The organism is Streptomyces sp. Ac-502 (genome assembly GCF_045222935.1).
Lineage (GTDB): Bacteria > Actinomycetota > Actinomycetes > Streptomycetales > Streptomycetaceae > Streptomyces > Streptomyces monomycini.
Genome location: NZ_JBHFFO010000001.1, coordinates 6,936,007 through 6,954,789, shown reverse-complemented (window position 1 = coordinate 6,954,789; position 18,783 = coordinate 6,936,007). Strand labels below are relative to the sequence as shown.

Annotated in this window: 19 protein-coding genes; 10 read left to right on the top strand and 9 right to left on the bottom strand. The window is 72.6% G+C overall.

What is annotated here, in order from left to right; all coding sequences use genetic code 11:
- Window positions 1–61: 61 nt before the first annotated feature.
- The 5 genes from ACEXOX_RS31830 to ACEXOX_RS31810 all read left to right on the top strand — a co-directional run bounded on the left by ACEXOX_RS31830 (window position 62) and on the right by ACEXOX_RS31810 (window position 4,155).
- Entirely contained in the window at window positions 62–661 is a 600-nt protein-coding gene (locus tag ACEXOX_RS31830; protein WP_406524465.1) for a chemotaxis protein CheB, read from the top strand.
- Window positions 661–1,587 (top strand): CheR family methyltransferase, encoded by a 927-nt coding sequence (locus ACEXOX_RS31825; protein WP_406524464.1) that lies wholly within the window; start codon window positions 661–663, stop codon window positions 1,585–1,587. The genes ACEXOX_RS31830 and ACEXOX_RS31825 overlap by 1 nt, the downstream gene beginning before the upstream one ends.
- Window positions 1,548–2,528 (top strand): PAS domain-containing protein, encoded by a 981-nt coding sequence (locus ACEXOX_RS31820; protein ID WP_406526535.1) that lies wholly within the window; start codon window positions 1,548–1,550, stop codon window positions 2,526–2,528. Before ACEXOX_RS31825 ends, ACEXOX_RS31820 begins: the two co-directional genes overlap by 40 nt.
- Window positions 2,529–2,555: 27 nt before the next feature.
- Complete coding sequence (locus ACEXOX_RS31815; RefSeq protein ID WP_406524463.1) at window positions 2,556–3,413, top strand: GAF and ANTAR domain-containing protein; 858 nt, start codon at window positions 2,556–2,558, stop codon at window positions 3,411–3,413.
- A gap of 199 nt (window positions 3,414–3,612) precedes the next feature.
- Window positions 3,613–4,155 carry an ANTAR domain-containing protein gene (locus ACEXOX_RS31810; RefSeq protein WP_406524462.1) on the top strand — a complete coding sequence of 181 codons (543 nt, stop codon included), beginning with the start codon at window positions 3,613–3,615 and terminating at the stop codon, window positions 4,153–4,155.
- 86 nt (window positions 4,156–4,241) lie between these two features.
- Here the strand turns inward: ACEXOX_RS31810 and ACEXOX_RS31805 are convergent, their stop codons facing one another.
- Window positions 4,242–5,201 carry a LysR family transcriptional regulator gene (locus tag ACEXOX_RS31805; RefSeq protein ID WP_406524461.1) on the bottom strand — a complete coding sequence of 320 codons (960 nt, stop codon included), beginning with the start codon at window positions 5,199–5,201 and terminating at the stop codon, window positions 4,242–4,244.
- Between the two features lie 222 nt (window positions 5,202–5,423).
- On the opposite strand from ACEXOX_RS31805, the gene snpA reads away from it, so the two are divergent.
- Entirely contained in the window at window positions 5,424–6,071 is a 648-nt protein-coding gene (gene snpA, locus ACEXOX_RS31800) for a snapalysin (protein WP_406524460.1), read from the top strand.
- Between the two features lie 180 nt (window positions 6,072–6,251).
- Here snpA and ACEXOX_RS31795 read toward each other — a convergent pair whose 3' ends face one another.
- The 6 genes from ACEXOX_RS31795 to ACEXOX_RS31770 form a co-directional block, all read right to left on the bottom strand.
- Window positions 6,252–6,626, bottom strand: coding sequence for a hypothetical protein (locus tag ACEXOX_RS31795; RefSeq protein ID WP_406524459.1), 375 nt, complete (start codon window positions 6,624–6,626; stop codon window positions 6,252–6,254).
- Complete coding sequence (locus ACEXOX_RS31790; protein WP_406524458.1) at window positions 6,620–6,796, bottom strand: hypothetical protein; 177 nt, start codon at window positions 6,794–6,796, stop codon at window positions 6,620–6,622. Before ACEXOX_RS31790 ends, ACEXOX_RS31795 begins: the two co-directional genes overlap by 7 nt.
- A gap of 25 nt (window positions 6,797–6,821) precedes the next feature.
- Complete coding sequence (locus ACEXOX_RS31785; protein WP_406524457.1) at window positions 6,822–7,538, bottom strand: ANTAR domain-containing protein; 717 nt, start codon at window positions 7,536–7,538, stop codon at window positions 6,822–6,824.
- Between the two features lie 195 nt (window positions 7,539–7,733).
- Window positions 7,734–8,093, bottom strand: coding sequence for an STAS domain-containing protein (locus tag ACEXOX_RS31780; protein WP_406524456.1), 360 nt, complete (start codon window positions 8,091–8,093; stop codon window positions 7,734–7,736).
- A gap of 272 nt (window positions 8,094–8,365) precedes the next feature.
- The gene (crcB, locus tag ACEXOX_RS31775) at window positions 8,366–8,740 is read right to left on the bottom strand and encodes a fluoride efflux transporter CrcB (RefSeq protein ID WP_406524455.1); all 375 of its coding nucleotides are present in this window, start codon (window positions 8,738–8,740) and stop codon (window positions 8,366–8,368) included.
- Entirely contained in the window at window positions 8,737–9,063 is a 327-nt protein-coding gene (locus tag ACEXOX_RS31770; protein WP_406526534.1) for a fluoride efflux transporter FluC, read from the bottom strand. Before ACEXOX_RS31770 ends, crcB begins: the two co-directional genes overlap by 4 nt.
- 495 nt (window positions 9,064–9,558) lie before the next feature.
- On the opposite strand from ACEXOX_RS31770, the gene ACEXOX_RS31765 reads away from it, so the two are divergent.
- Window positions 9,559–11,640, top strand: coding sequence for an MFS transporter (locus ACEXOX_RS31765; protein ID WP_406524454.1), 2,082 nt, complete (start codon window positions 9,559–9,561; stop codon window positions 11,638–11,640).
- A gap of 810 nt (window positions 11,641–12,450) precedes the next feature.
- The gene (locus tag ACEXOX_RS31760; RefSeq protein WP_406524453.1) at window positions 12,451–13,581 is read left to right on the top strand and encodes a magnesium and cobalt transport protein CorA; all 1,131 of its coding nucleotides are present in this window, start codon (window positions 12,451–12,453) and stop codon (window positions 13,579–13,581) included.
- Between the two features lie 34 nt (window positions 13,582–13,615).
- Here the strand turns inward: ACEXOX_RS31760 and ACEXOX_RS31755 are convergent, their stop codons facing one another.
- On the bottom strand, window positions 13,616–15,019 hold the full coding sequence (locus ACEXOX_RS31755; protein ID WP_406524452.1) for an FAD-dependent monooxygenase: 1,404 nt from the start codon (window positions 15,017–15,019) through the stop codon (window positions 13,616–13,618).
- Between the two features lie 386 nt (window positions 15,020–15,405).
- On the opposite strand from ACEXOX_RS31755, the gene ACEXOX_RS31750 reads away from it, so the two are divergent.
- Window positions 15,406–15,672 (top strand): hypothetical protein, encoded by a 267-nt coding sequence (locus tag ACEXOX_RS31750; protein WP_406524451.1) that lies wholly within the window; start codon window positions 15,406–15,408, stop codon window positions 15,670–15,672.
- Window positions 15,673–15,762: 90 nt separating this feature from the next.
- On the opposite strand, the gene ACEXOX_RS31745 is transcribed toward ACEXOX_RS31750, so the two are convergent.
- Window positions 15,763–17,466, bottom strand: coding sequence for an MFS transporter (locus ACEXOX_RS31745; protein WP_406524450.1), 1,704 nt, complete (start codon window positions 17,464–17,466; stop codon window positions 15,763–15,765).
- A gap of 163 nt (window positions 17,467–17,629) precedes the next feature.
- Here ACEXOX_RS31745 and ACEXOX_RS31740 point away from each other — a divergent pair, with 163 nt between their 5' ends.
- The gene (locus ACEXOX_RS31740) at window positions 17,630–18,739 is read left to right on the top strand and encodes a helix-turn-helix transcriptional regulator (protein WP_406524449.1); all 1,110 of its coding nucleotides are present in this window, start codon (window positions 17,630–17,632) and stop codon (window positions 18,737–18,739) included.
- The last annotated feature ends 44 nt before the right edge of the window (window positions 18,740–18,783 follow it).

Here is an 18,783-nt window from a genome sequence, read left to right as displayed (position 1 = left end):
TTCCGCACGTTGGCACGTCCGCGTACCCGCCGCCGGGCCCGGCTTTCGATAGGCTCGGAAGGTGACGACAGACCGCAGCGCAGCGGACCACTACGAGGCCGTGGCCCTCGCGTCGTCCGCGGGCGGCATCAAGGCTCTGACAGCGGTCCTCGGCGCCCTCGGACCGGACCTCCCGGTTCCGGTTCTGGTGGTCCAGCACCTGGACCCGCGACACCGCACCATCATCGCCGAGGTGCTCGCCCGGCGTACCGCGCTGCGGGTCAAGCTGGCCGAGGCCGACGAGCGGGCCCGGCCCGGCACGGTCTACATCGCGCCCCCCGACCAGCACCTCCTGGTGGGCCCCGGAGGTACGCTGACGCTCTCCGGGAGCGAACAGGTCCACTTCCTGCGCCCCTCCGCCGATCCGCTCTTCGAGTCGGTCGCCGGGGCCTACGGGACGCAGGCGATCGGCTGTGTGCTGACCGGGACCGGCAGCGACGGCGCCATGGGTGTGGACGCCATCAAGTCACGCGGCGGCACGGTGATCGCGGAAGATCCCCGGACGGCCGAGTTCAAAGGAATGCCAGAGGCAGCGGTGGGTACGGGATCGGTCGACTTCGTGCTGCCCCTGGAAGAGATCGCCGCGGTGATCCGCGGTCTTGTCGAGACCAAGAGGCAGTGATGGGGCAAGCTCGGGATGTCGAGACGGACGAGGAACTGGAGCAGCTGCTCGGCTTCCTCAGGGACGCCCGCGGATTCGACTTCACCGGCTACAAGCGCTCGTCCCTGGGCCGGCGCATCCGCAAGCGGATGGCGGACGTCGAGACCGATTCCTACGCGGACTACCGCGACCGCCTGGAGACGAACGCCGACGAGTTCAACGCCCTCTTCAACACCATCCTGATCAACGTGACGTCCTTCTTCCGCGACCCGGACGCCTGGACCTTCCTGCAGCGCGAGGTCGTACCCGAGCTGCTCGCGGACACCCCCGCCGACGAGGAGATCCGGGTCTGGAGCGCGGGCTGCTCCAGCGGTGAGGAGGCGTACTCCCTCGCCATCATGTTCGCCGAGGCGATGGGAGTCGAGGAGGCGCTGAACCGGGTCAAGATCTACGCCACCGACGTGGACGAGGAAGCCCTGCGCGACGCCCGCTCCGGCCTGTACACGGCGAAGGCGCTGGAACCGCTCTCCCCGGAGCTGCGCGACACCTACTTCGAGCAGAACGGCACCCGCTTCAACTTCCGCACCGACCTGCGGCGCCGGGTCATCTTCGGGCGGCACGACATCACCCGCGACGCCCCGATCTCCCGGCTGGACCTGCTGGTCTGCCGCAACGCCCTGATGTACTTCAATGTCGAGGCGCAGCGGCAGATCATCGACCGGTTCCACTTCGCCCTGCGCGAGCGCGGCTTCCTCTTCCTCGGCAAGGCGGAGATGCTGCTGAACGACGCCGAGCGGTTCGAAGTGCTCAGCATGCGTCAGCGCGCCTTCCGGCGGCGCCCCGGCGAGGCCGGTCCGCCGTACCACCCCACGCCCGCGAAGATCCGGGGCGGGGGAGCACCGAGAAGCTGGCCACCGCGGCCCGCAGCCGGCAGCTGCGCGACCTGATCCTGGACGCCAACCCCGCCCCGGCCATCGCGGTCGACGGCGAGGGCACCGCGGTGCTGATCAACAGCCAGGCGCGGGCCCAGTTCGGCCTGACCTCCAACGACATCGGCCGGCCCTTCCAGGACCTGGAGATCTCCTACCGCCCCGTCGAGCTGCGCTCACTGATCGAGCAGGCCGCCCACGAGCGCCGCACCCTGCGGGTCAACGGCGCCGAGCGGCGGGTCGGCGAGGAGGTCCAGTACTTCGACATCCTCATCCAGCCGCTGATGGGCTCCAGCGGTCTGCTGGCCGCCACCAACATCACCTTCTCCGACGTCACCGTCGCCACCCAGCTGAAGTCGGAGAACAAGCGGGTACGCGAAGACCTGGAGACGGCGTACGAGGAACTCCAGTCCACCAACGAGGAGTTGGAGACCACCAACGAGGAGCTCCAGTCGAGCATCGAGGAGCTGGAGACCACCAACGAAGAGCTCCAGTCCACCAACGAGGAACTGGAGACCACCAACGAGGAACTCCAGTCGGGCAACGAGGAACTGGAGACGATGAACGAGGAGATGCGCACCCGCACGGAGGAACTGGACGAGGCCCGTGCCTTCCTCGAAGGGGTCGTCACCTCCATCGCCGCGGGTGTGGTCGTCCTCGACAAGGAACTGAAGGTCAAGAGCTGGAACCGCGGCGCGGTGGACATGTGGGGCCTGCGCCCGGACGAGGTGATCGACGAACCGTTCTTCTCACTGGAGTTCGGGCTGCCCACCGAGATGCTGCGCCCGGCCGTGGAGAAGTGCCTGGAGTCCGGCAAGCGGACGTCGCCCTCGCGGGTCTCGGCCGTCAACCGGATCGGACGGTCCATCACCTGCAACGTGCTCTGCTCCCCGTTCGACCGGCACAACGGCGGGGTCGTCCTGCTGCTGGAGGCGGACCGCGGCGACAGCGGCGACTGAGCGCCGTCATCGGCGTACGCTGGGCCCATGGTTTGGGGCCAGCGCAGGGACGTCCAGGCACAGCTGGCGCGTCGCCGTGCGGCCAGGGCACGCCAGCGCGCCGAGCATGCCGCGGCCTGCGCCGAACAGCAGGAGATCCTGGCGGCCTCGGCCGGCGGGGACCTCCACCTCCATCTGGCGGACGCCTACCGGCGATCGGCGGAGTGCCACCTGTCCTCGGCGCGTCTCCAGGACACCTACGCCGACCGCCTGTCCGCGTGGCGCGGGGACGAGACCAGCCGCCCGCGCTTCATGACCGGCGTCGCGGAGGCGTGCGGGACGACCAGCGCGGCGCTCACCCTGATGGGCTCCGACCACGGCCAGCTCTCCGTCGCCTCGTCGGACGGGCCCTCCCGGGCCGCGCAGGACCTGGAATTCATGCTCGGCGAAGGGCCGGCGCACGACGCCTCGGTGGGCGGCTGCCTGGTCTCCGCGGCCGGCCGGGCCATCGAGAGCCGCTGGCCCGCCTACGGGCCCGCGCTGACCTCCCTGGGCGTCCACGAGGTGCTCACGGCTCCGTTGCGGACCGAAGGCAGTTGCATCGGCGCGCTCGCGGTCTTCGACCCGGGCGGCGGCACGGCCGCCGCCGGCACGCTCACGGTGATCGCCGACGCCCTCACCCGTACAGTGCTCCTCGGCCCCGACGCCGACCCCGAGCTGTACGAGGACGCCGACCACCGGGACCGCATCCAGCAGGCCGCCGGAATACTCTCCGTCCAGGCCGGCTGCCGGGTCCAGGACGCACTCGCCATGATCAAAGCGCGTGCTTTCGCCGACGGGCGGCCCCCGGACGTCATCGCCGAGCAGATCGTACGCGGCACGCTGAAACTCGCCCAGGGCAGCTGAACCCACCGAGGGGACCCCCACCCATGACCACAGCTCCGCACCACCTCGCCTCCGTCTTCGTGGAGCTGGCGGGCGGCGGTGGGCAGGGGCCGCCCGGCGTCCCCACGCTGCTGGACCGGCTCACCGACCGCAGCAGGGAACTGCTCGCGGTCCGGGCGACGGCCGTGACCTTCTCCCCCGGGCCCGTGACGCCCCCTGGGTGGCGGCCTCCGACGCCGACGCGCGCCGCCTCGAAACGGACGCGGTCGCCTGGGGCGAAGGCCCCGGCCCCGCCTGCCGCCGCACCGGCCGGGCGCTCGGCGGTACGGCCCTGAGCGGAACGGTGGCCCGGCAGCGCTGGCCGCGCTACGCGCCCCGCGCGCTCGCCCTGGGCTGCACCCACGCCGCCGCCCTGCCGATACGGGGTCATACCGGCCCGGTCGGCGCCCTGGTCCTGCTCGCCACCCGCCAGACCGCGCTGACCGGTGACCTGATGGCACTGGGCCAGTCCCTCGCCGACTTCGCCGCCGTGACCCTGCTGCGTGAGCACGAGGTCGAGGCGAGCCGCACCCTCGCCGCCCAGTTGGAACACGCCCTGACCACCCGGATCGTCATCGAACAGGCCAAAGGAGCACTCACCGCGCGGCACGACCTCTCCCCCGACGCCGCCTTCACCCTCCTGCGCGGCTACGCCCGCTCCCACCGGCGCCTGCTGACCGACGTGGCCCGCGAGGTGGTCGAGGGGCGGCTCGACCCGCGGTGACCTCACGCGTGGTCGCGGCGGGCGGGTCCGTCTGACCTACGGCCACGGGCGGCGCGCACGGCCGCACGGCCAGGTTCCGCCCCGCCTCACGTCCCGATCGGCAACGGCCCGTCGTGCCGAACGAGCCACTCGCGGTACGCGGTGCTCTCCCAGGCCACCTCCATGTAGGAGGCGGTCAGGTCGGCGAAGAGGGCGTCGGCGGGGGCGGCCGGGGCGGCGCCGGGACGGTGGGCCATGAAGAGCCGGACGGCCAGCGGGTCGCCGCGCAGCGGGCGGACGACCATGCCGTGCCGGGGCCGGGAGGTCGGCTGGCAGGGGGCGACCACCTCGCCCGCCGCGACCAGGTCGGCCGCCGTGAGGTAGTCCCCGTGCACCACCCGGGGGTCCAGGCCCGCGGCCGCGAAGACCCGGCGCAGCCCCGTCCACTCGCCGTCCACCGACGGGTCGACCATCCACTGGTCACCGGCCAGCTCGGCGAGTTCGACCACCGGGTGGCGGGCCGCCGGGTGGTCGGCCGACAGGGCGACGAACTGCGGTTCCCTGGCGATCAGTTCCCGTTCGACGAGCCCGTCGGGGCGGCGCAGCGGCGCTCCCTCCACCTCGTGCACGAAGGCGACGTCGAGCTGGCCCATCGCCACCATCTGCAACAGCGCGTTGGCGGACACGTCGATACGGATGGCGGTGTCCGTGTCGGGCAGCCTGGCCCGCAGCCTTCGCAGCCAGCCCGCCACCGCCCGGCTGCTGGTGCTGCCGATGCACAGCCGTGATCCACCGGCCCGCAGGGAGGCGGAGGCGATCTCGTCGACCAGCGCGCGCATGTCGGCCACTATCGGCCGGGCCCGGCTCAGCACCGAGTGCCCCAACGGCGTCGGCCGGCTGCCGGTCCGCTCGCGGAAGAACAACTGGCCGCCCAGGGCGTTCTCGATGCGGCGGAGCTGGGTCGTCAGGGAAGGCTGGGTCATGCCCAGCTGCCGCGCGGCCTTGCGTACGCTGCCCGCGTCGGCGATCGCGCACAGCGCACGAAGGTGCCTCACTTCGAGCTCCACGACCGGAGCATAACGACGTTCGCGCACGTCACACCAGACTCTCCGGGCACGCTCGGTCCGGCTTCCCCCGGGGGCATCACCTGGTGCTATCGCCACATGACATCTCCGCGCCCCGGATGATCTCCAACAGACTCTCCGGCACCAAGAGTTCATCCGCAGGGCCCCGGCCGCCGCCCCACACGGCGGCCGTACGGCCCCACGGACGATAAGGAGTCCCCCCACATGAGATCTCCCAAGACGGCTCTGTCGGCAGTACTGGGCCTGGGCCTCGCCGCCACGCTGGCCGCCGCGGCCCCCGCGACGGCGACCACCGTCTCCGCCGCCCCCCAGACCCACCGGGTCACCGCCGCCGCGTACGCCGGTTCGGCCGCCGAGCAGGCCGACACCAAGGCGTTCTTCCAGGCCGTCATGAAGTCGGTCAAGGCCAAGCAGGCGGCCCACCCGAACCTGAAGGCCGTCACCGTCACCTACGACGCGAGCGCGGCCCCCACGTTCAAGAGCCAGATAGCGAAGAGCGCCCAGATCTGGAACGGCGCGGTGCAGAACGTCAAGCTCCAGGAAGGTAGCGGCGGCGACTTCCAGTACCGCGAGGGCGACGACGCGCGCGGCTCGTACGCCAGCACCGACGGCCACGGCAAGGGCTTCGTCTTCCTGGACTACAAGCAGAACCAGGAGTACGACTCGACCCGCGTGACCACGCACGAGACCGGCCACGTGCTGGGCCTGCCGGACCACTACGAGGGTCCGTGCAGCGAGCTGATGTCCGGCGGCGGCCCCGGCCCGTCCTGCACGAACTCCCAGCCGGACCAGACCGAGCGGGCCAAGGTGGACCAGCTCTGGGCCAACGGCCTCAAGGGCATACGTCCCTGACGGGCCGCTCCCCCGGCAGGTCCGGTAAGGCGTGACATCGCCACGGCCCCGGGAAACTACGGCGCGCGAGCGCCGCGGTCCGACAACGTCTACGCGCGCGGCGGGCTCCCCGGAGCCCTGCCGCGCGCGTACGCGTTCCGCGCCGCGCGCCCGGCGGTGTTCGTACCGTTGCGCCGTGCCTCAGTGCGTCAGTTCCCTGCTCCACGCCTCCAGTTCCGGTTCCCCGTCGTCGGACCGGCGCAGCCGGCCAGTGGGCTGCCACCCCCACGCCCGTACCGCGGAGCGTGCCGCCCCGTTCGCCGACTCGACGAGGGTGACGACCGCCGCCGCGTTGCTGCGGATCAGCAGCATCTCCTGGAGCCGGGTGGCGACGTGGCCGCGCCGGTGCGCGGGCAGCACCATCAGCTCGGCGACGACGAACACCTGCCCCGACGCGGTCAGTTCCTCCAGCTCACGCGGCACCTGCCCGTTCAATCCCTGCCACCACCGGCCGTCCCGCTCGGCGGGGAAACCGTAGGCGCAGCCGACCAGCGCCGGGTCGCTGGCGATCACCATCTCGAAGCCGGGGCGCTGGACGTGCTCCGCGAACCGCTGCAGAAAGGCCCCCGCCCGCGGAACTCCTCGCCCGAGGGGCCGCGGTACGCCTCGACGCACAGGTCGGCGACGGCCTCGCGTTGTGCTTCGGCCTGCCACCTGGTCAGGCGCCGTAAGAAGACTTCTGCCATCCGGTCCTCCACAGGATCCAGGAAATCACCTTCGGTTGAGGAAGTACTCCATGACGAGGCCGCTGTCGAGCGTGCCGTCGACGACCTGGCGGGCCAGGTCCGGCAGCCGCCGGCGGTGGGCCCGGGCATAGGCCCGGACGACCGTGAACGCCTCGTCCACGGTGGTCGTCCAGCGTTCGGCGAGCATGCCTTTGGCCTGTTCGATGACGACGCGGGAGCTGAGCGCGTGCTGCAGCTGGGTCCGCTCGGCGTGGCTGCGCTCCAGGCTCTTGCACTGGACGGCGGTGACGGCCAGCAGGTCGGCCAGGGAGCGGGCGAAGGCGCCGTCCTGCTCACCGAGCGGTGCGGCGGTGCCGGAGAAGAGCGCCAGGACGCCGACGGTCCGGGAGTGCAGGCGCATCGGCAGGGCGTGTGCCGTCACATGGCCCCGTTCCCGCGCGAGGGCGGTGAAGTGCGGCCAACGCGCGGCGGTGCGCGGGTCGGACAGGGCGATGTCCGTCTCTGCGGTGCCGCTGCGGTAGCAGTCGGCGTACGGGTCACAGGGGCCCTGCGGTCCGTCCGGGCCGAGCAGCCGGGCGGTGTCGCCGGACTCGGCGACCACCCGCAGCCGGTGGTGCGCGTCGGCGAGGAGCACGGCGGCCGCGTCGGTGCCGAACAGGGCGGCGCAGTGCGCGCACAGGCGGCTCAGCAGTTCCCCGCAGTCGACGTCGCCGACGAGCCCCTCGGGTAAGTCCGCCCACACCTGTGTCAGGGGTCCTTCACGGGCCATGGAAACCATCCCTTTCCGCCTTCGACCGGTCGTGGCCCGTGTCCATCGTCTCTCGGATCGAAGCCGCACGGCTACTATGCCTCCGGCAAGCCTCCGGCGGGAGACCGCCTGCACGTGGACCTCGGGTTTCGGTGCCCGGGCCCCGCCGGGGAGGGCCGGACACACGGTCTACGGCGAGCAGTTCGCCATCTGGTCGCAGCGCGCGTCCCGTACGCTCGCGTAGCGGGGAAAGCGGCCGGTCAGCCGGGTCGCCCTGAGCAGGATGGCGATGCCGCGGTGAGCGTGCACGACGCGCAGCCAGCCGCCCTGCTCGACGGCCCAGCTCTGCGCGGCGCACAGTTCCCGCAGCGCGGAACAGTCCATGAAGGTCACCGCCCCGAGGTCGACGATCACCCGGGGCGGGCCGGTTGCGCGACCGTGCTCGCGCCGCAGCAGGGTGCGCAGGCGCGGGGCCGTCATGAGGTCCAACTCCCCCTCGGGCCGCACAACGTTGATCTGGTTGACACCGATCCGGTGGTGAAGGTCCATAGCGATTCCGCCCCTGCAATCAAACATGCCGCACTGACTGTTTTTCGTGCGAACCGGGGTCCGGGGCACCGCGCCATCAGCGTATTCCGGCTGGGCGTCGGGCGGCGGTGAAGAAAGGTTCCGTTCGAAACTCGACCGCATTCGTTCACTCGCCCGGGGGCCGCGTCGCACGGGCAAGCGCAATCCGGCCCACCCGGTCCGCCCGGTCACCCCCGTACCACTCCGGGCCCGCACAGACCTGCCCGAACCTGCTCAGACCCGCGCAGGCCCGCTCAGCCCCACAGCGCTTCGGCGAGAGCCGCGCCGGCGTACACCGCGGCGAGGCCGACGGCGACACTCGCCGCCACATTGGCGGCAGCACGCCACCGCGCGCCGTCGGCGGCCAGCCGCAGCGTCTCGTACGAGAAGGTCGAGTACGTCGTCAGCGCTCCGCAAAGGCCCGTACCCAGCAGGAGGTACAGGTCCGAGGAGGCGGCACCCGCCGCCACGGCACCGGTGACCAGGCCCAGCACCAGCGAACCCGCGACATTGACCGTGAACGTCCCCCAGGGGAAGGCCGTACCGAGCCGGGACCGCACCAAACGGTCCGTCAGAAAGCGCAGCGGCGCACCGGCCATCCCGCCGGCCACCACGAGCAGCCAGTTCACCGCGCACCTCCGCGCCGGGTCAGGGCGTACCGGGTGCCCGCGTGCGCGGCCCACACCGCCGCCAGCGCGGCGAGCAGGGTGGCCGCCAGGTAGGCCAGGCCGAGCGGGAGCCGTCCGGTGTCGGTCAGATGCCGGACGTCCGCGGTGTACGTGGAGAAGGTCGTGAACCCGCCGAGGACGCCGGTGCCGAGGAACGGGCGCAGCAGCGGGTGGGGCGCGCCCCGCTCGGCGATCAGCGCCGTCAGGACGCCCATCAGCGCGCAGCCGACGGCGTTGACCAGGAGGATCGTCGCGGGGAACGTCCCGGGGGCGGTGGGCCACAGCAGCGTGGCCCCGTACCGGAGGGCCGCGCCGATGCCGCCGCCGAGCGCGATGGCGCCGACGGCCGGCCATTGGCCCTGCCAGGGGGCTGTGTACGGGGATGGGCCGGGGACGGGCGCTCTCCGGACGGCTCGGTGGGGTGCGGGGATGGGCGAGCGTCGGTTTGCGGGGAAGGCCGACCGGCGACGTGCGGGTCGGCGGTGTGCGCACCGGCAAGGTGCGGGGCGGGTGGGCCGGGTGTGGCGTCGGTCGCCGCCGGGCGGGGGGCTCCGGTGGTCATACGTCTCCTACTCGCGCGGTGCGTGCGTGCTGCTTTCCGCTCTGCAAGCAGGGACCGTTAGCGGCCTCGGACGGCCGCGGTTGGGGTCCGGCGGGCCCCACCGCCGGGCGATGATCCGCGGATCACCGGCGCTCTCAGAGTAAACCCGGCCGTTTGACACCGCCAAACATGGGATGTTCCCATCACCGGTGGAATCGAGAGGGAGAGGACGGCGTCCATGCCGCTGCGCAGCACCGCCCGCACCAGCCTGGTGGACCTGGTCATCGAGCAGATGGAACAGCTCATCACCGACGGCGAGTGGCAGGTCGGCGGGAAGATCCCCGCCGAACCCGTCCTCGTCGAGACGCTCGACGTGGGCCGCAACACCGTCCGCGAGGCGGTCCGCGCCCTCGTGCACACCGGGATGCTGGAGCCGCGGCAGGGCGACGGTACGTACGTACGCGCCAACAGCGGCTTCGGCGCGGCCGTGCAACGCCGACTGCGCCGGGCCGCCGACCTGGAGGCGTACGAGGTCCGGGCCTCCCTGGAACGCGACGCGGCCCGCTACGCGGCGCTGCGCCGCACCGACGACGACCTCGCGGCGCTGCGGGCCGCGCTCGCCGAACGCGACCGCGCCTGGGAGAACAGCGACGTCACCGCGTTCATCGACGCGGACATGCACTTCCACCGGACCGTCGCGGCCGCGGCCCACAACAGCGTCCTCGCGGAGCTGTACGAGCACCTCAGCGACGCCCTGCGCGCCGCCCTCCAGGCCGTCGTCCGCAGGCCGCTGCCCGATTCCGTCCGCCACCAGTTCGACGCGCACACCGCCATCGTCGACGCCATCGAGGCCCAGGACCCGGACGCCGCCGAACAGGCCGCGCTGGCCCACCTGACCGAGGCCATGGACGCGCTGCGCGCCACCCGGCCCGACGACGAGGCCCCGGCGGCCCCCGCGCGCGCGAAGCAAGCCCAGGAGAAGAAGACCATGCATGACGACGGACCGGCCGCCACCGTGAGCGCCACCGGCACCGGCACCGGCGGCGCCGCGCGGCCGGACGCACCCGCCGACGCGCCCGCCGAGGCACCTGCCGACGCCCCTTCCGGGGGCGCCGCACCGCCCGTTCCGGCGCCGGGCGCCACCGGACGCCGCGCCCTCTACCTGGGCGCCGGCGTCATCCTGCTCGCCCTCAACCTGCGCCCCGCCCTCGTCGCCGTGTCCCCGCTGGCCGGCACCATCCGCGACGAGAGCGGCATGTCGGCCGCGGCCACCAGCCTGCTGACCGCGCTGCCGCTGCTCTGCTTCGGCCTGCTCGCCCCGATCGCGCCGCGGCTCGGCCGCCGCTTCGGCATGGAGCGCTCGCTGCTCGGCACCATGGCGCTGATCTGCGCCGGTACGGCGCTGCGGCTGCTGGACTCGGTGGTGGCGCTGTTCGCCGGGACGATCGTCATCGGCGCGGGCATCGCCGTCGCCAACGTCCTGCTGCCCGGCCTGATCAAGCGCGACTTCGCGGCCAGGTCCGGGCTGATGACCGGGCTCTACTCCATGTCGCTGTTCGGCGGTGCGGCCCTGGCAGCCGGTGTCACCGTGCCGGTGCAGCGCGCGGCCGGACTGAGCTGGCAGGCCACACTGGCGTGCTGGGGCTCGCTGGCGGTCATCGCGCTGGTGGTGTGGCTGCCGCAGACCCGCAGCCGTACGCGGACCTCCGCCTCCGCCGCCCGTGGGGCGGCCCACCCCGTGCGCGGCCTGTGGCGCTCCCCGCTGGCCTGGCAGGTCACCGCGTACATGGGCCTCCAGTCGCTCAGCTACTACGCGGCGGCCGCCTGGCTGCCGACCATGCTCACCGACGCCGGACTGAGCGCGGGCGACGCGGGCTGGATGCTGTCGTTCTCCTCCCTGCTGGGCATCGTGGGCTCCTTCCTCGCCCCGGTGATCGTCGGCCGGCGGCTGCCGGCCGGTGCGCTGGCCACGGTCGGCGCGGTGCTCTGCGCAGCCGGTTTCGCCGGGATGCTGGCCGCGCCGGCCGACGGCGCGTACGTGTGGATGACGCTGCTGGGCCTCGGCCAGGGCGCGGCGATCAGCCTGGCCCTGCTCTTCATCGTCCAGCGCGCCCCGGACATCCGGCACACCGCACAGCTGTCCAGCATGGCCCAGTGCTTCGGCTACATCCTGGCAGCCACCGGCCCCGCGGTACTGGGCACCGTGCACGACGCCTCGGGCGGCTGGACGGTACCGGTGGTCGTGCTCCTGGCACTGCTCGTCCCCCAGGTGATCATGGGCCTCGGCGCCGCACGCCCGCGGCATGTGGCTGGACGGTGATCCGGTGGGGCACCGGGGTCCGGGGGCCGGGGGCGGCGGGCGGTGATCCGGTAGGTCGCCGGGGCCGGGGGCGACGGGCGGTGCCTCCGGTAGGTCGCCGGGCTCCGGGGTGTCGACGGGCGGTGATCCAGTACGTGGCCGGGCCCGGGCGGGGGACAAAGCCGGACGCTGACCCGGTCCTCGACGGACGCTGACCCGGTACGTCGCCGGGCCCCGGGATGCCGGGCGGGCACTCTTCCGGTACGTCGCCGGGCCCGGGCGGGGACAAAGCCGGACGCCGACCTGGTCCTCGGCGGACGCTGACCTGGTACGTCGCCGGGCCCCGGGATGCCGGGCGGGCACTCTTCCGGTACGTCGCCGGGCCCGGGCGGGGACAAAGCCGGACGCTGACCCGGTCCTCGACGGACGCTGACCCGGTACATCGCCGGGCCACAGGCTGTCACCGGACGCTGCCCGGCACTCGCCGGGAGCTGCCTCCGGTACGTGGCCGGGCCCCGGCACGTCGTCGAGCGCCGCCCCAGCACTCGCCGGGCCCCGGCACGTCGTCGAGCGCCGCCCCAGCACTCGCCGGACCCCGGTATGCCGCCGGGGCGCTGCCCGGCACTCACCAAACCTCGGAAGGCCATCGGACACCGCCCCGGCACGCACCGGACCCCGGTGTGTCGCCGGGCGCCGCCCCGGCACCTCACCGCGCGCCGCCTCCCGTACGGACGCGCCGGAGTGGGCCGGTCCGTACGGGCGGGAGGTGTGCGGAGCCGCCGTCACGCCTCCCGCCTCGCCCTACGACCGGTCCATACTGGTGCGGTGTCGGTGATCAGCAACCTTCGTAAAGCGGTCCGGCTGCCGCAGCAGCAGCGCCGTGGTGTCGACCTCAGCCACCCCGCGCGGTCACCGCTGGGCACCGCCGTGGTGAACTGCGCCGTCTACGAGAACGGGGTCCGCCAGCCCGGCGACCACCCGGCCGAGGACGCCGTCCACCGGGTCCGCGGCTCCGGCGACGGCTTCGTGTGGATCGGACTGCACGAGCCGTCGGAGAAGGAGTTCGCCGGCGTCGCCGAGCTGTTCGGACTGCACCCGCTGGCCGTCGAGGACGCGGTGCACGCGCACCAGCGGCCGAAGCTGGAGCGCTACGACGACTCGCTGTTCACCGTGTTCAAGACGGTCTGTTACGTGGACCACGACCGGCTCACCGAGTCCAGCGAGGTGGTGGACACCGGCGAGATCATGGTCTTCACCGGCGCCGACTTCGTCATCACCGTCCGGCACGGCGGCCACGGCTCGCTCGGGCCGCTGCGCGAACAGCTGGAGGCGGACCCGGAGCAGCTGGCCATCGGCCCCTCCGCGGTGCTGCACGCCATCGCGGACCTGGTCGTGGACGACTACCTGGACGTCGCCGCCGCCGTGCAGGACGACATCGACGACGTCGAGAGCGAGGTCTTCGCCGAGAGCCCGCGCCGCACCCGCGGCGAGGAACGGCGCGGTGGCGCCAAGGGCTCCGGCACCGGCGCGGGCCGGATCTACCAGCTCAAGCGGGAACTGCTGGAGCTGAAACGGGCCGTGGCGCCGCTGGCCCGACCGATGCAGGCCCTGGCCACCCAGCCGATGGCGCTGGTGGACCCGCACATCACCACGTACTTCCGCGACGTGTCGGACCACCTGGAGCGGGTCACCGAGCAGATCAACGCCTTCGACGAACTGCTCAACTCCATACTCCAGGCGCACCTCGCGCAGATCACCGTGGCCCAGAACGAGGACATGCGGCGGATCAGCGCCTGGGTCGCGATCCTCGCCGTCCCGACGATGGTGTGCGGCATCTACGGCATGAACTTTGAGTACATGCCGGAGAAGCACTGGACCTTCGGCTACCCCCTGGTCATGGCCTTGACGGTCACGCTCTGCTTCCTCATCCACCGGGGCTTCAAGCGGAACGGGTGGCTGTAGGGCGCCTGGCGCCTCCTCTCATGACACGGCCCCCTCAGGCCAGATAACCGTCCGGGCGGACCAGGAAGGTGTCGCCGGGCTCCGCCGCATAGCCCGCGAAGGCATGGCCCTCGGCATCGACGACATACCGTCCGCGGCCGGGCCGTCCACCGTCGGATATCTCGCCGCCGGGCTCCTCGCCGGGTCGCAGCACGGCGTAGGCATGCTCCTCCTCCGGGGCGGGCGCGCCGAAGACCAGCCGGGTGAAGTGCGGGCCGCGGAAGAGGTCAAAGAGGCGGACGTGTTTGCCGTCCGCGTCGAGCAGCGGAGCGTCCGGGGCACGGTCGCCGGTGACGAGGACACCGGTGGCGTCCGGGGCCCGGTAGGTGATGTCGAGGCCGAAGCTCTCCTCGCCGCGCTTGTGGGCGTCGGCGCTGCCCTCGACGTACTTGTCCAGCAGGTCGGTGCTGAGGCCGAGGACGCGGGCCGCGACGGCCCGCCGCTCGGTCTCGTAGCTGTCCAGGGCGGTCTCCGCGGCCAGCTTCCAGCCCAGGTTGTAGGCGTCCTGCACGCCGGTGTTCAGGCCCTGTCCGCCGGTCGGCGGGTGGACGTGCGCGGCGTCGCCGGCCAGGAAGACGCGCCCGACCCTGTACCGCTCGGCCAGCCGTACATTCGGCCGCCACACCGTCGACCAGCCGTGTCCGGTCAGGCGCACACCGGCCGAGAACCGGTCGAGGGCGGCCTGCATCGTCTCCAGGGAGGCGTCGTCGCCCTCGTCCAGCGGCGAGATGAACTGGAACTGCCCGGTGCCGGGCAGCGGGGTCAGCGCGACGCCCGCCATGGGGTGGCCCTCCGTGGCGAACCAGTGGCCGGACGTGGGATCGAGGTCCGGCGCCGTCACATCGCCGACCAGCGCGCGGAAGGTCTCGTCGGTGGTGCCGGGGAAGGCCACACCGATGGCCTTGCGGACGAAGCTGGCGCCGCCGTCGGCGCCCACGAGGTAGTCGAACCGGGCCGCCTCGCCGGTGGCCAGCCGCGCGGTCACGCCGTCCGCGTCCTGTTCCAGGCCGGTCAGCGCGGTGTCCAGCTCGACGCGGACGCCGAACTCCCGCAGCCGCGCCCGCAATATCCCCTCGGTCTGCGACTGGCCGAGCACCCACGGATTCGGATACGGCACGCCGGGCCGGGGCTCGCGCAGCTCGGCCATCCAGTGCTCGCCCACGAACCGGCCGTCGAAGTGCACGCGCAGCGGCGCCGGCGGCGCCCCGGCGGCCCGTACGGCGTCCAGCACACCGAGGTCGTCGAAGGCCTCCAGCGTGCGCGGCTGAAGGCTGTCACCGCGCGATCCGTCGAAGTACGCGGTCGCCTTGTCGACGACCCGCACCCCGACGCCGCGCCGGGCCAGCTCGATCCCCAGGGTCAGCCCGGTCGGGCCGCCGCCCACCACCAGCACTCGCATGATGAATCTCCATTCGCTGAATGTGTATTCATCGTGAGGCTGCTAGCGTGCGATGTCAAGAGAGCTGGAGGAGACGTGAAGCGCGCGGAGCAGGCGGTCGAGACGAGGGCGGCGCTGATCGAGGCGGCCAAGCGCCTGTTCGCCGACCGCGGCTACCTGAACACCAAGATCACTGACATCACGACGGAGGCCGGCCGGGCCGCCGCTCCTTCTACCGCCACTTCACGAGCAAAGAAGACCTGCTCAGGGCGCTGCTGGACGAACTGTCCGCGGCGAGCGACGCCTACGCCGGAACCGACCAGCACAAGTCGGACTTCACCGACCCGGAAGCGATCCGCTACCACGTCGCCAGCTGCTGGCGCGTGCACCAGGAGCACGCGGCGACCATGGTCGCGCTGCGTCAGGCGGCGCTGGTCAGCGAGGACTTCACCCGCACCTTCGACCAGTTCCGCCGCGCCCAGCTCGAAGACCTGGCCGACCACCTGGAACACGTACAGAACCTGCCGGCCTCCCCCGAGACCACCCTGCTGATGATGAGCGCCATGCTGGACGCGCCCGCGCAGCTGTTGCCCGGGATGACCGAGGACGAGGCCATCGAGGCGACCACCCGCTTCCTCTACCGCGCGCTGAACGGCAGGGACTACACGCCGTAGGTACGGGCGCGCGGTCCCTGCCGATGAAGGGCCGGCAGGCCAAGTGGGAGCCGGTGGGGGGCTGATGGGGTCGGCGGGAGGCCGCCCGGGTCAGTGGACCAGCGTGCGCTCGGCGTCCGAGGTCCGGCGCCCGTCCTCGGGCCCGGACCCGGCGGGCAGCTCCGCTCCCCCGCCCGTACCGGACTCGTCCGCCGTACTGGATTCCTCCGCCGTACCGGGTCGGCCCGCCGTACCGGACTCATCCGCCGTCCCGGACCCACCCGCCGTACGGGACTCCCCGCCCGTACGCGGCTTCCCCGGCAGCAGGAACAGCAGCAGGAAGATGACCACCAGACCGGCCGCCACCCACCACAGCGAGGTGACCGTCGCGTCGACGACCGCCGCCCTCGGGTCCCGGCCGGCCGCTCCGTCGAGGACCCCGAAGAAGGCCACCGACGACAGGCCGAGCCCGAACGCCATGCCCAGCTGACTCGTGGTGTTGAAGACCCCGGACGCCGATCCGGAGTGTTCGGACGGCACCTCGGAAAGGGCCGCGTCGGTGATCGGCGCGACGATCAGGCCCATGCCGCCGCCCATCAGCAGCAGGGCGGGAGCCATCTGCCAGGACGTCAGGTCCGTGCCGTACCGCGTGGCCCCGGCGATGTAGAGCAGCACACCGCAGAGCATGATCAGCGCGCCGGCCTGCATCACCTTGCGCCCGAAGCGCGGTATCAGCTTCTGTACGGAGACACCGGCCGCCGCCGAGCAGGCGACCGAGAACGGCACTCCGGTCAGCCCGGAACGCAGCGGGCTCCAGCCCAGGCCGAGCTGCATGCACAGGGTCCAGACGAGGAAGAACAGCCCCGAGAGCGCCCCGAACGTGAGCTGCACCCCGGCACCCGCGACGAACGTCCGGAGCCTGAAGAGGGAGAGTTCGACGAGCGGCGAGCCGTCCTTACGGGCCTTGGCGCGCTCGTACCGTACGAAGGCGGCGAAGACGAGCGGACTCGCGGCCATCGACACGAAACCCCAGGCGGGCCAGCCCATTTCGCGGCCCTGGGTGAGCGGGTAGAGCACCATCAGGAGGGCGAGCGCGGCGAGGACCATGCCGCCGAGGTCCAGACGCAGCGCCTTGGGAGCGCGGGACTCGGCGATGAAGCGGCGCCCCAGGAGGATGCCGGCGACGCCGACCGGCAGGTTGATCAGGAAGATCGGCCGCCACTGGAGACCGAGGATGTCCCACTGCGTCAGCAGCGCGCCGATCAGCGGACCGCAGACCGCGCCCAGCCCTATGACGGCGCCGAACATGCCGAAGACCTTGCCCCGTTCGTGCGGAGGGAAGGTGACGTGGATGATCGCCAGCACCTGCGGCACCATCAGCGCGGCCATCGCGCCCTGGAGGACCCGCGCGGCGATCAGCATCCCCGGGTCGGCGGCGATGCCGCACAGCGCGGAGGCGACGGTGAAGCCGCCCATACCGAGCAGGAAGAGCCGGCGGCGGCCGTGGATGTCGCCCAGCCGGCCGCCGGTGATCAGGCCGACGGCGAAGGCCAGCGCGTAGCCGGCGGTGATCCACTGGACGGCGCCGAACGTGGCGCCGGTGTCCCGCTGGATGCTGGGCACGGCGATGTTGACGATGGTCGCGTCCACCAGGTCCATGAACGCGGCGGTCAGCACGACGGCGAGCGCGATCCAGCGCCTGCGGCCGGTCGGGCCGGGCGTGCCGGGTACATCGGCCGGATCGCTCGCGCCGGGCGTGCCGGGCGGGTCGGACTCACCGGGCGTGCCGGGGGCGGTCGTGGGCGGGGTGGGCATGGCGGTGACTCCAGGGGTGGTTCAGGACGGGAGCGGAGGGCCCGGGGGCCCGGACACCCGGGGCTTCCCGGGGCTTCCCGGGGCAGGCCGCAACGGGCAGACCTCGACTTTACGGTCCGTATAGGACAGCTCCGGTCCTACTGAGCCCTGCATCATCGACGGCATGAGCGAGACCTCGGCACGCCTGCTGAACCTCCTGTCCCTCCTCCAGACACCCCGCGAATGGCCCGGCAGCGAACTGGCCGGCCGCCTACGGGTCACCACCCGCACCATCCGCCGCGACATCGAGCGGCTGCGCGACCTCGGCTACCCGGTGCACGCCACGATGGGCGCGGAAGGCGGTTACCGGCTCGCGGCGGGCACCGCGATGCCCCCGCTGCTGCTGGACGACGAGGAGGCGGTGGCCATCGCCGTCGGGCTGCGCTCGGCGGCCGGCCACACCGTCGACGGCATCGAGGAGGCGTCCGTACGGGCCCTCGCCAAGCTGGAACAGGTCCTGCCGTCCCGGCTGCGGCGGCGGGTGGGCACGCTGGGGACCGCCACCGTACCGATGCCCGCCGGGGACGGCCCGACCGTCGACCCCGCGCACCTGACCGCGCTCGCCGCGGCCGTCGCCAACCGGGAGCGGCTGCGCTTCACCTACCGGGCGGGCGACGGCGTCCGCTCCAAGCGCCTGGTGGAGCCGCACCGGCTGGTCGCGGCCGGGCGCCGCTGGTACCTGGTGGCGTACGACAACGAGCGCGAGGACTGGCGGATCTTCCGCGTGGACCGGCTGAGCGAGCCGTACCCCATGGGGGTACGCACGCCCCCGCGCGAGCTGCCCGCCGAGGACGCCGCCGCGTTCGTCACGGAGCGGATGCAGGGCATGGGGCCCGGTCGCGCCGCGGTGGTCACGGTGCGCGCGCCGGCCGCCGAGGTGTGCGACCGGCTGGGGCGCGCGGTGGCCGCGGTGGAGCCGCTGGGCGAGGGGGTGTGCCGGGTGCGCACCCGGCCCGATTCCCTGGAGTGGACGGCGTTCCGGCTGGCGATGCTCGGCAGCGATTTCACGGTGCACGAGCCGCCGGAGCTGGCGGAGTACCTGCGGCGGCTGGGCGGGCGGGTACTGCGGGCGGCCGACGGGGAGGGTGATGCGGGGACAGGTGGGACGAAAGGGAGCAACAGGCCCGCCGAGGCTGTCGAGGCAGATGGGGTAGTCGAGGCTGGTGAGGCAGTCGAAGCCGGCGAGTTCTCCGACTCCGGTGAGAGCACACCCCGACATACCCAGGAGGGGTAGCACCCATACCCCCTAGGGGTATACAGTCCAGACAGTGGACCACG

What these genes read in the sequence shown, in the direction of transcription:
- ACEXOX_RS31750 (WP_406524451.1), top strand. Translation starts at nt 15,406, where the DNA reads ATGGTCGCGCTGCGTCAGGCGGCGCTGGTCAGCGAGGACTTCACCCGC.
- ACEXOX_RS31780 (WP_406524456.1), bottom strand. Translation starts at nt 8,093, where the DNA reads ATGGACCTTCACCACCGGATCGGTGTCAACCAGATCAACGTTGTGCGG.
- ACEXOX_RS31745 (WP_406524450.1), bottom strand. Translation starts at nt 17,466, where the DNA reads ATGCCCACCCCGCCCACGACCGCCCCCGGCACGCCCGGTGAGTCCGAC.
- ACEXOX_RS31815 (WP_406524463.1), top strand. Translation starts at nt 2,556, where the DNA reads ATGGTTTGGGGCCAGCGCAGGGACGTCCAGGCACAGCTGGCGCGTCGC.
- ACEXOX_RS31740 (WP_406524449.1), top strand. Translation starts at nt 17,630, where the DNA reads ATGAGCGAGACCTCGGCACGCCTGCTGAACCTCCTGTCCCTCCTCCAG.
- ACEXOX_RS31755 (WP_406524452.1), bottom strand. Translation starts at nt 15,019, where the DNA reads ATGCGAGTGCTGGTGGTGGGCGGCGGCCCGACCGGGCTGACCCTGGGG.
- ACEXOX_RS31795 (WP_406524459.1), bottom strand. Translation starts at nt 6,626, where the DNA reads ATGGTGATCGCCAGCGACCCGGCGCTGGTCGGCTGCGCCTACGGTTTC.
- ACEXOX_RS31765 (WP_406524454.1), top strand. Translation starts at nt 9,559, where the DNA reads ATGCCGCTGCGCAGCACCGCCCGCACCAGCCTGGTGGACCTGGTCATC.
- ACEXOX_RS31825 (WP_406524464.1), top strand. Translation starts at nt 661, where the DNA reads ATGGGGCAAGCTCGGGATGTCGAGACGGACGAGGAACTGGAGCAGCTG.
- snpA (WP_406524460.1), top strand. Translation starts at nt 5,424, where the DNA reads ATGAGATCTCCCAAGACGGCTCTGTCGGCAGTACTGGGCCTGGGCCTC.
- ACEXOX_RS31790 (WP_406524458.1), bottom strand. Translation starts at nt 6,796, where the DNA reads ATGGCAGAAGTCTTCTTACGGCGCCTGACCAGGTGGCAGGCCGAAGCA.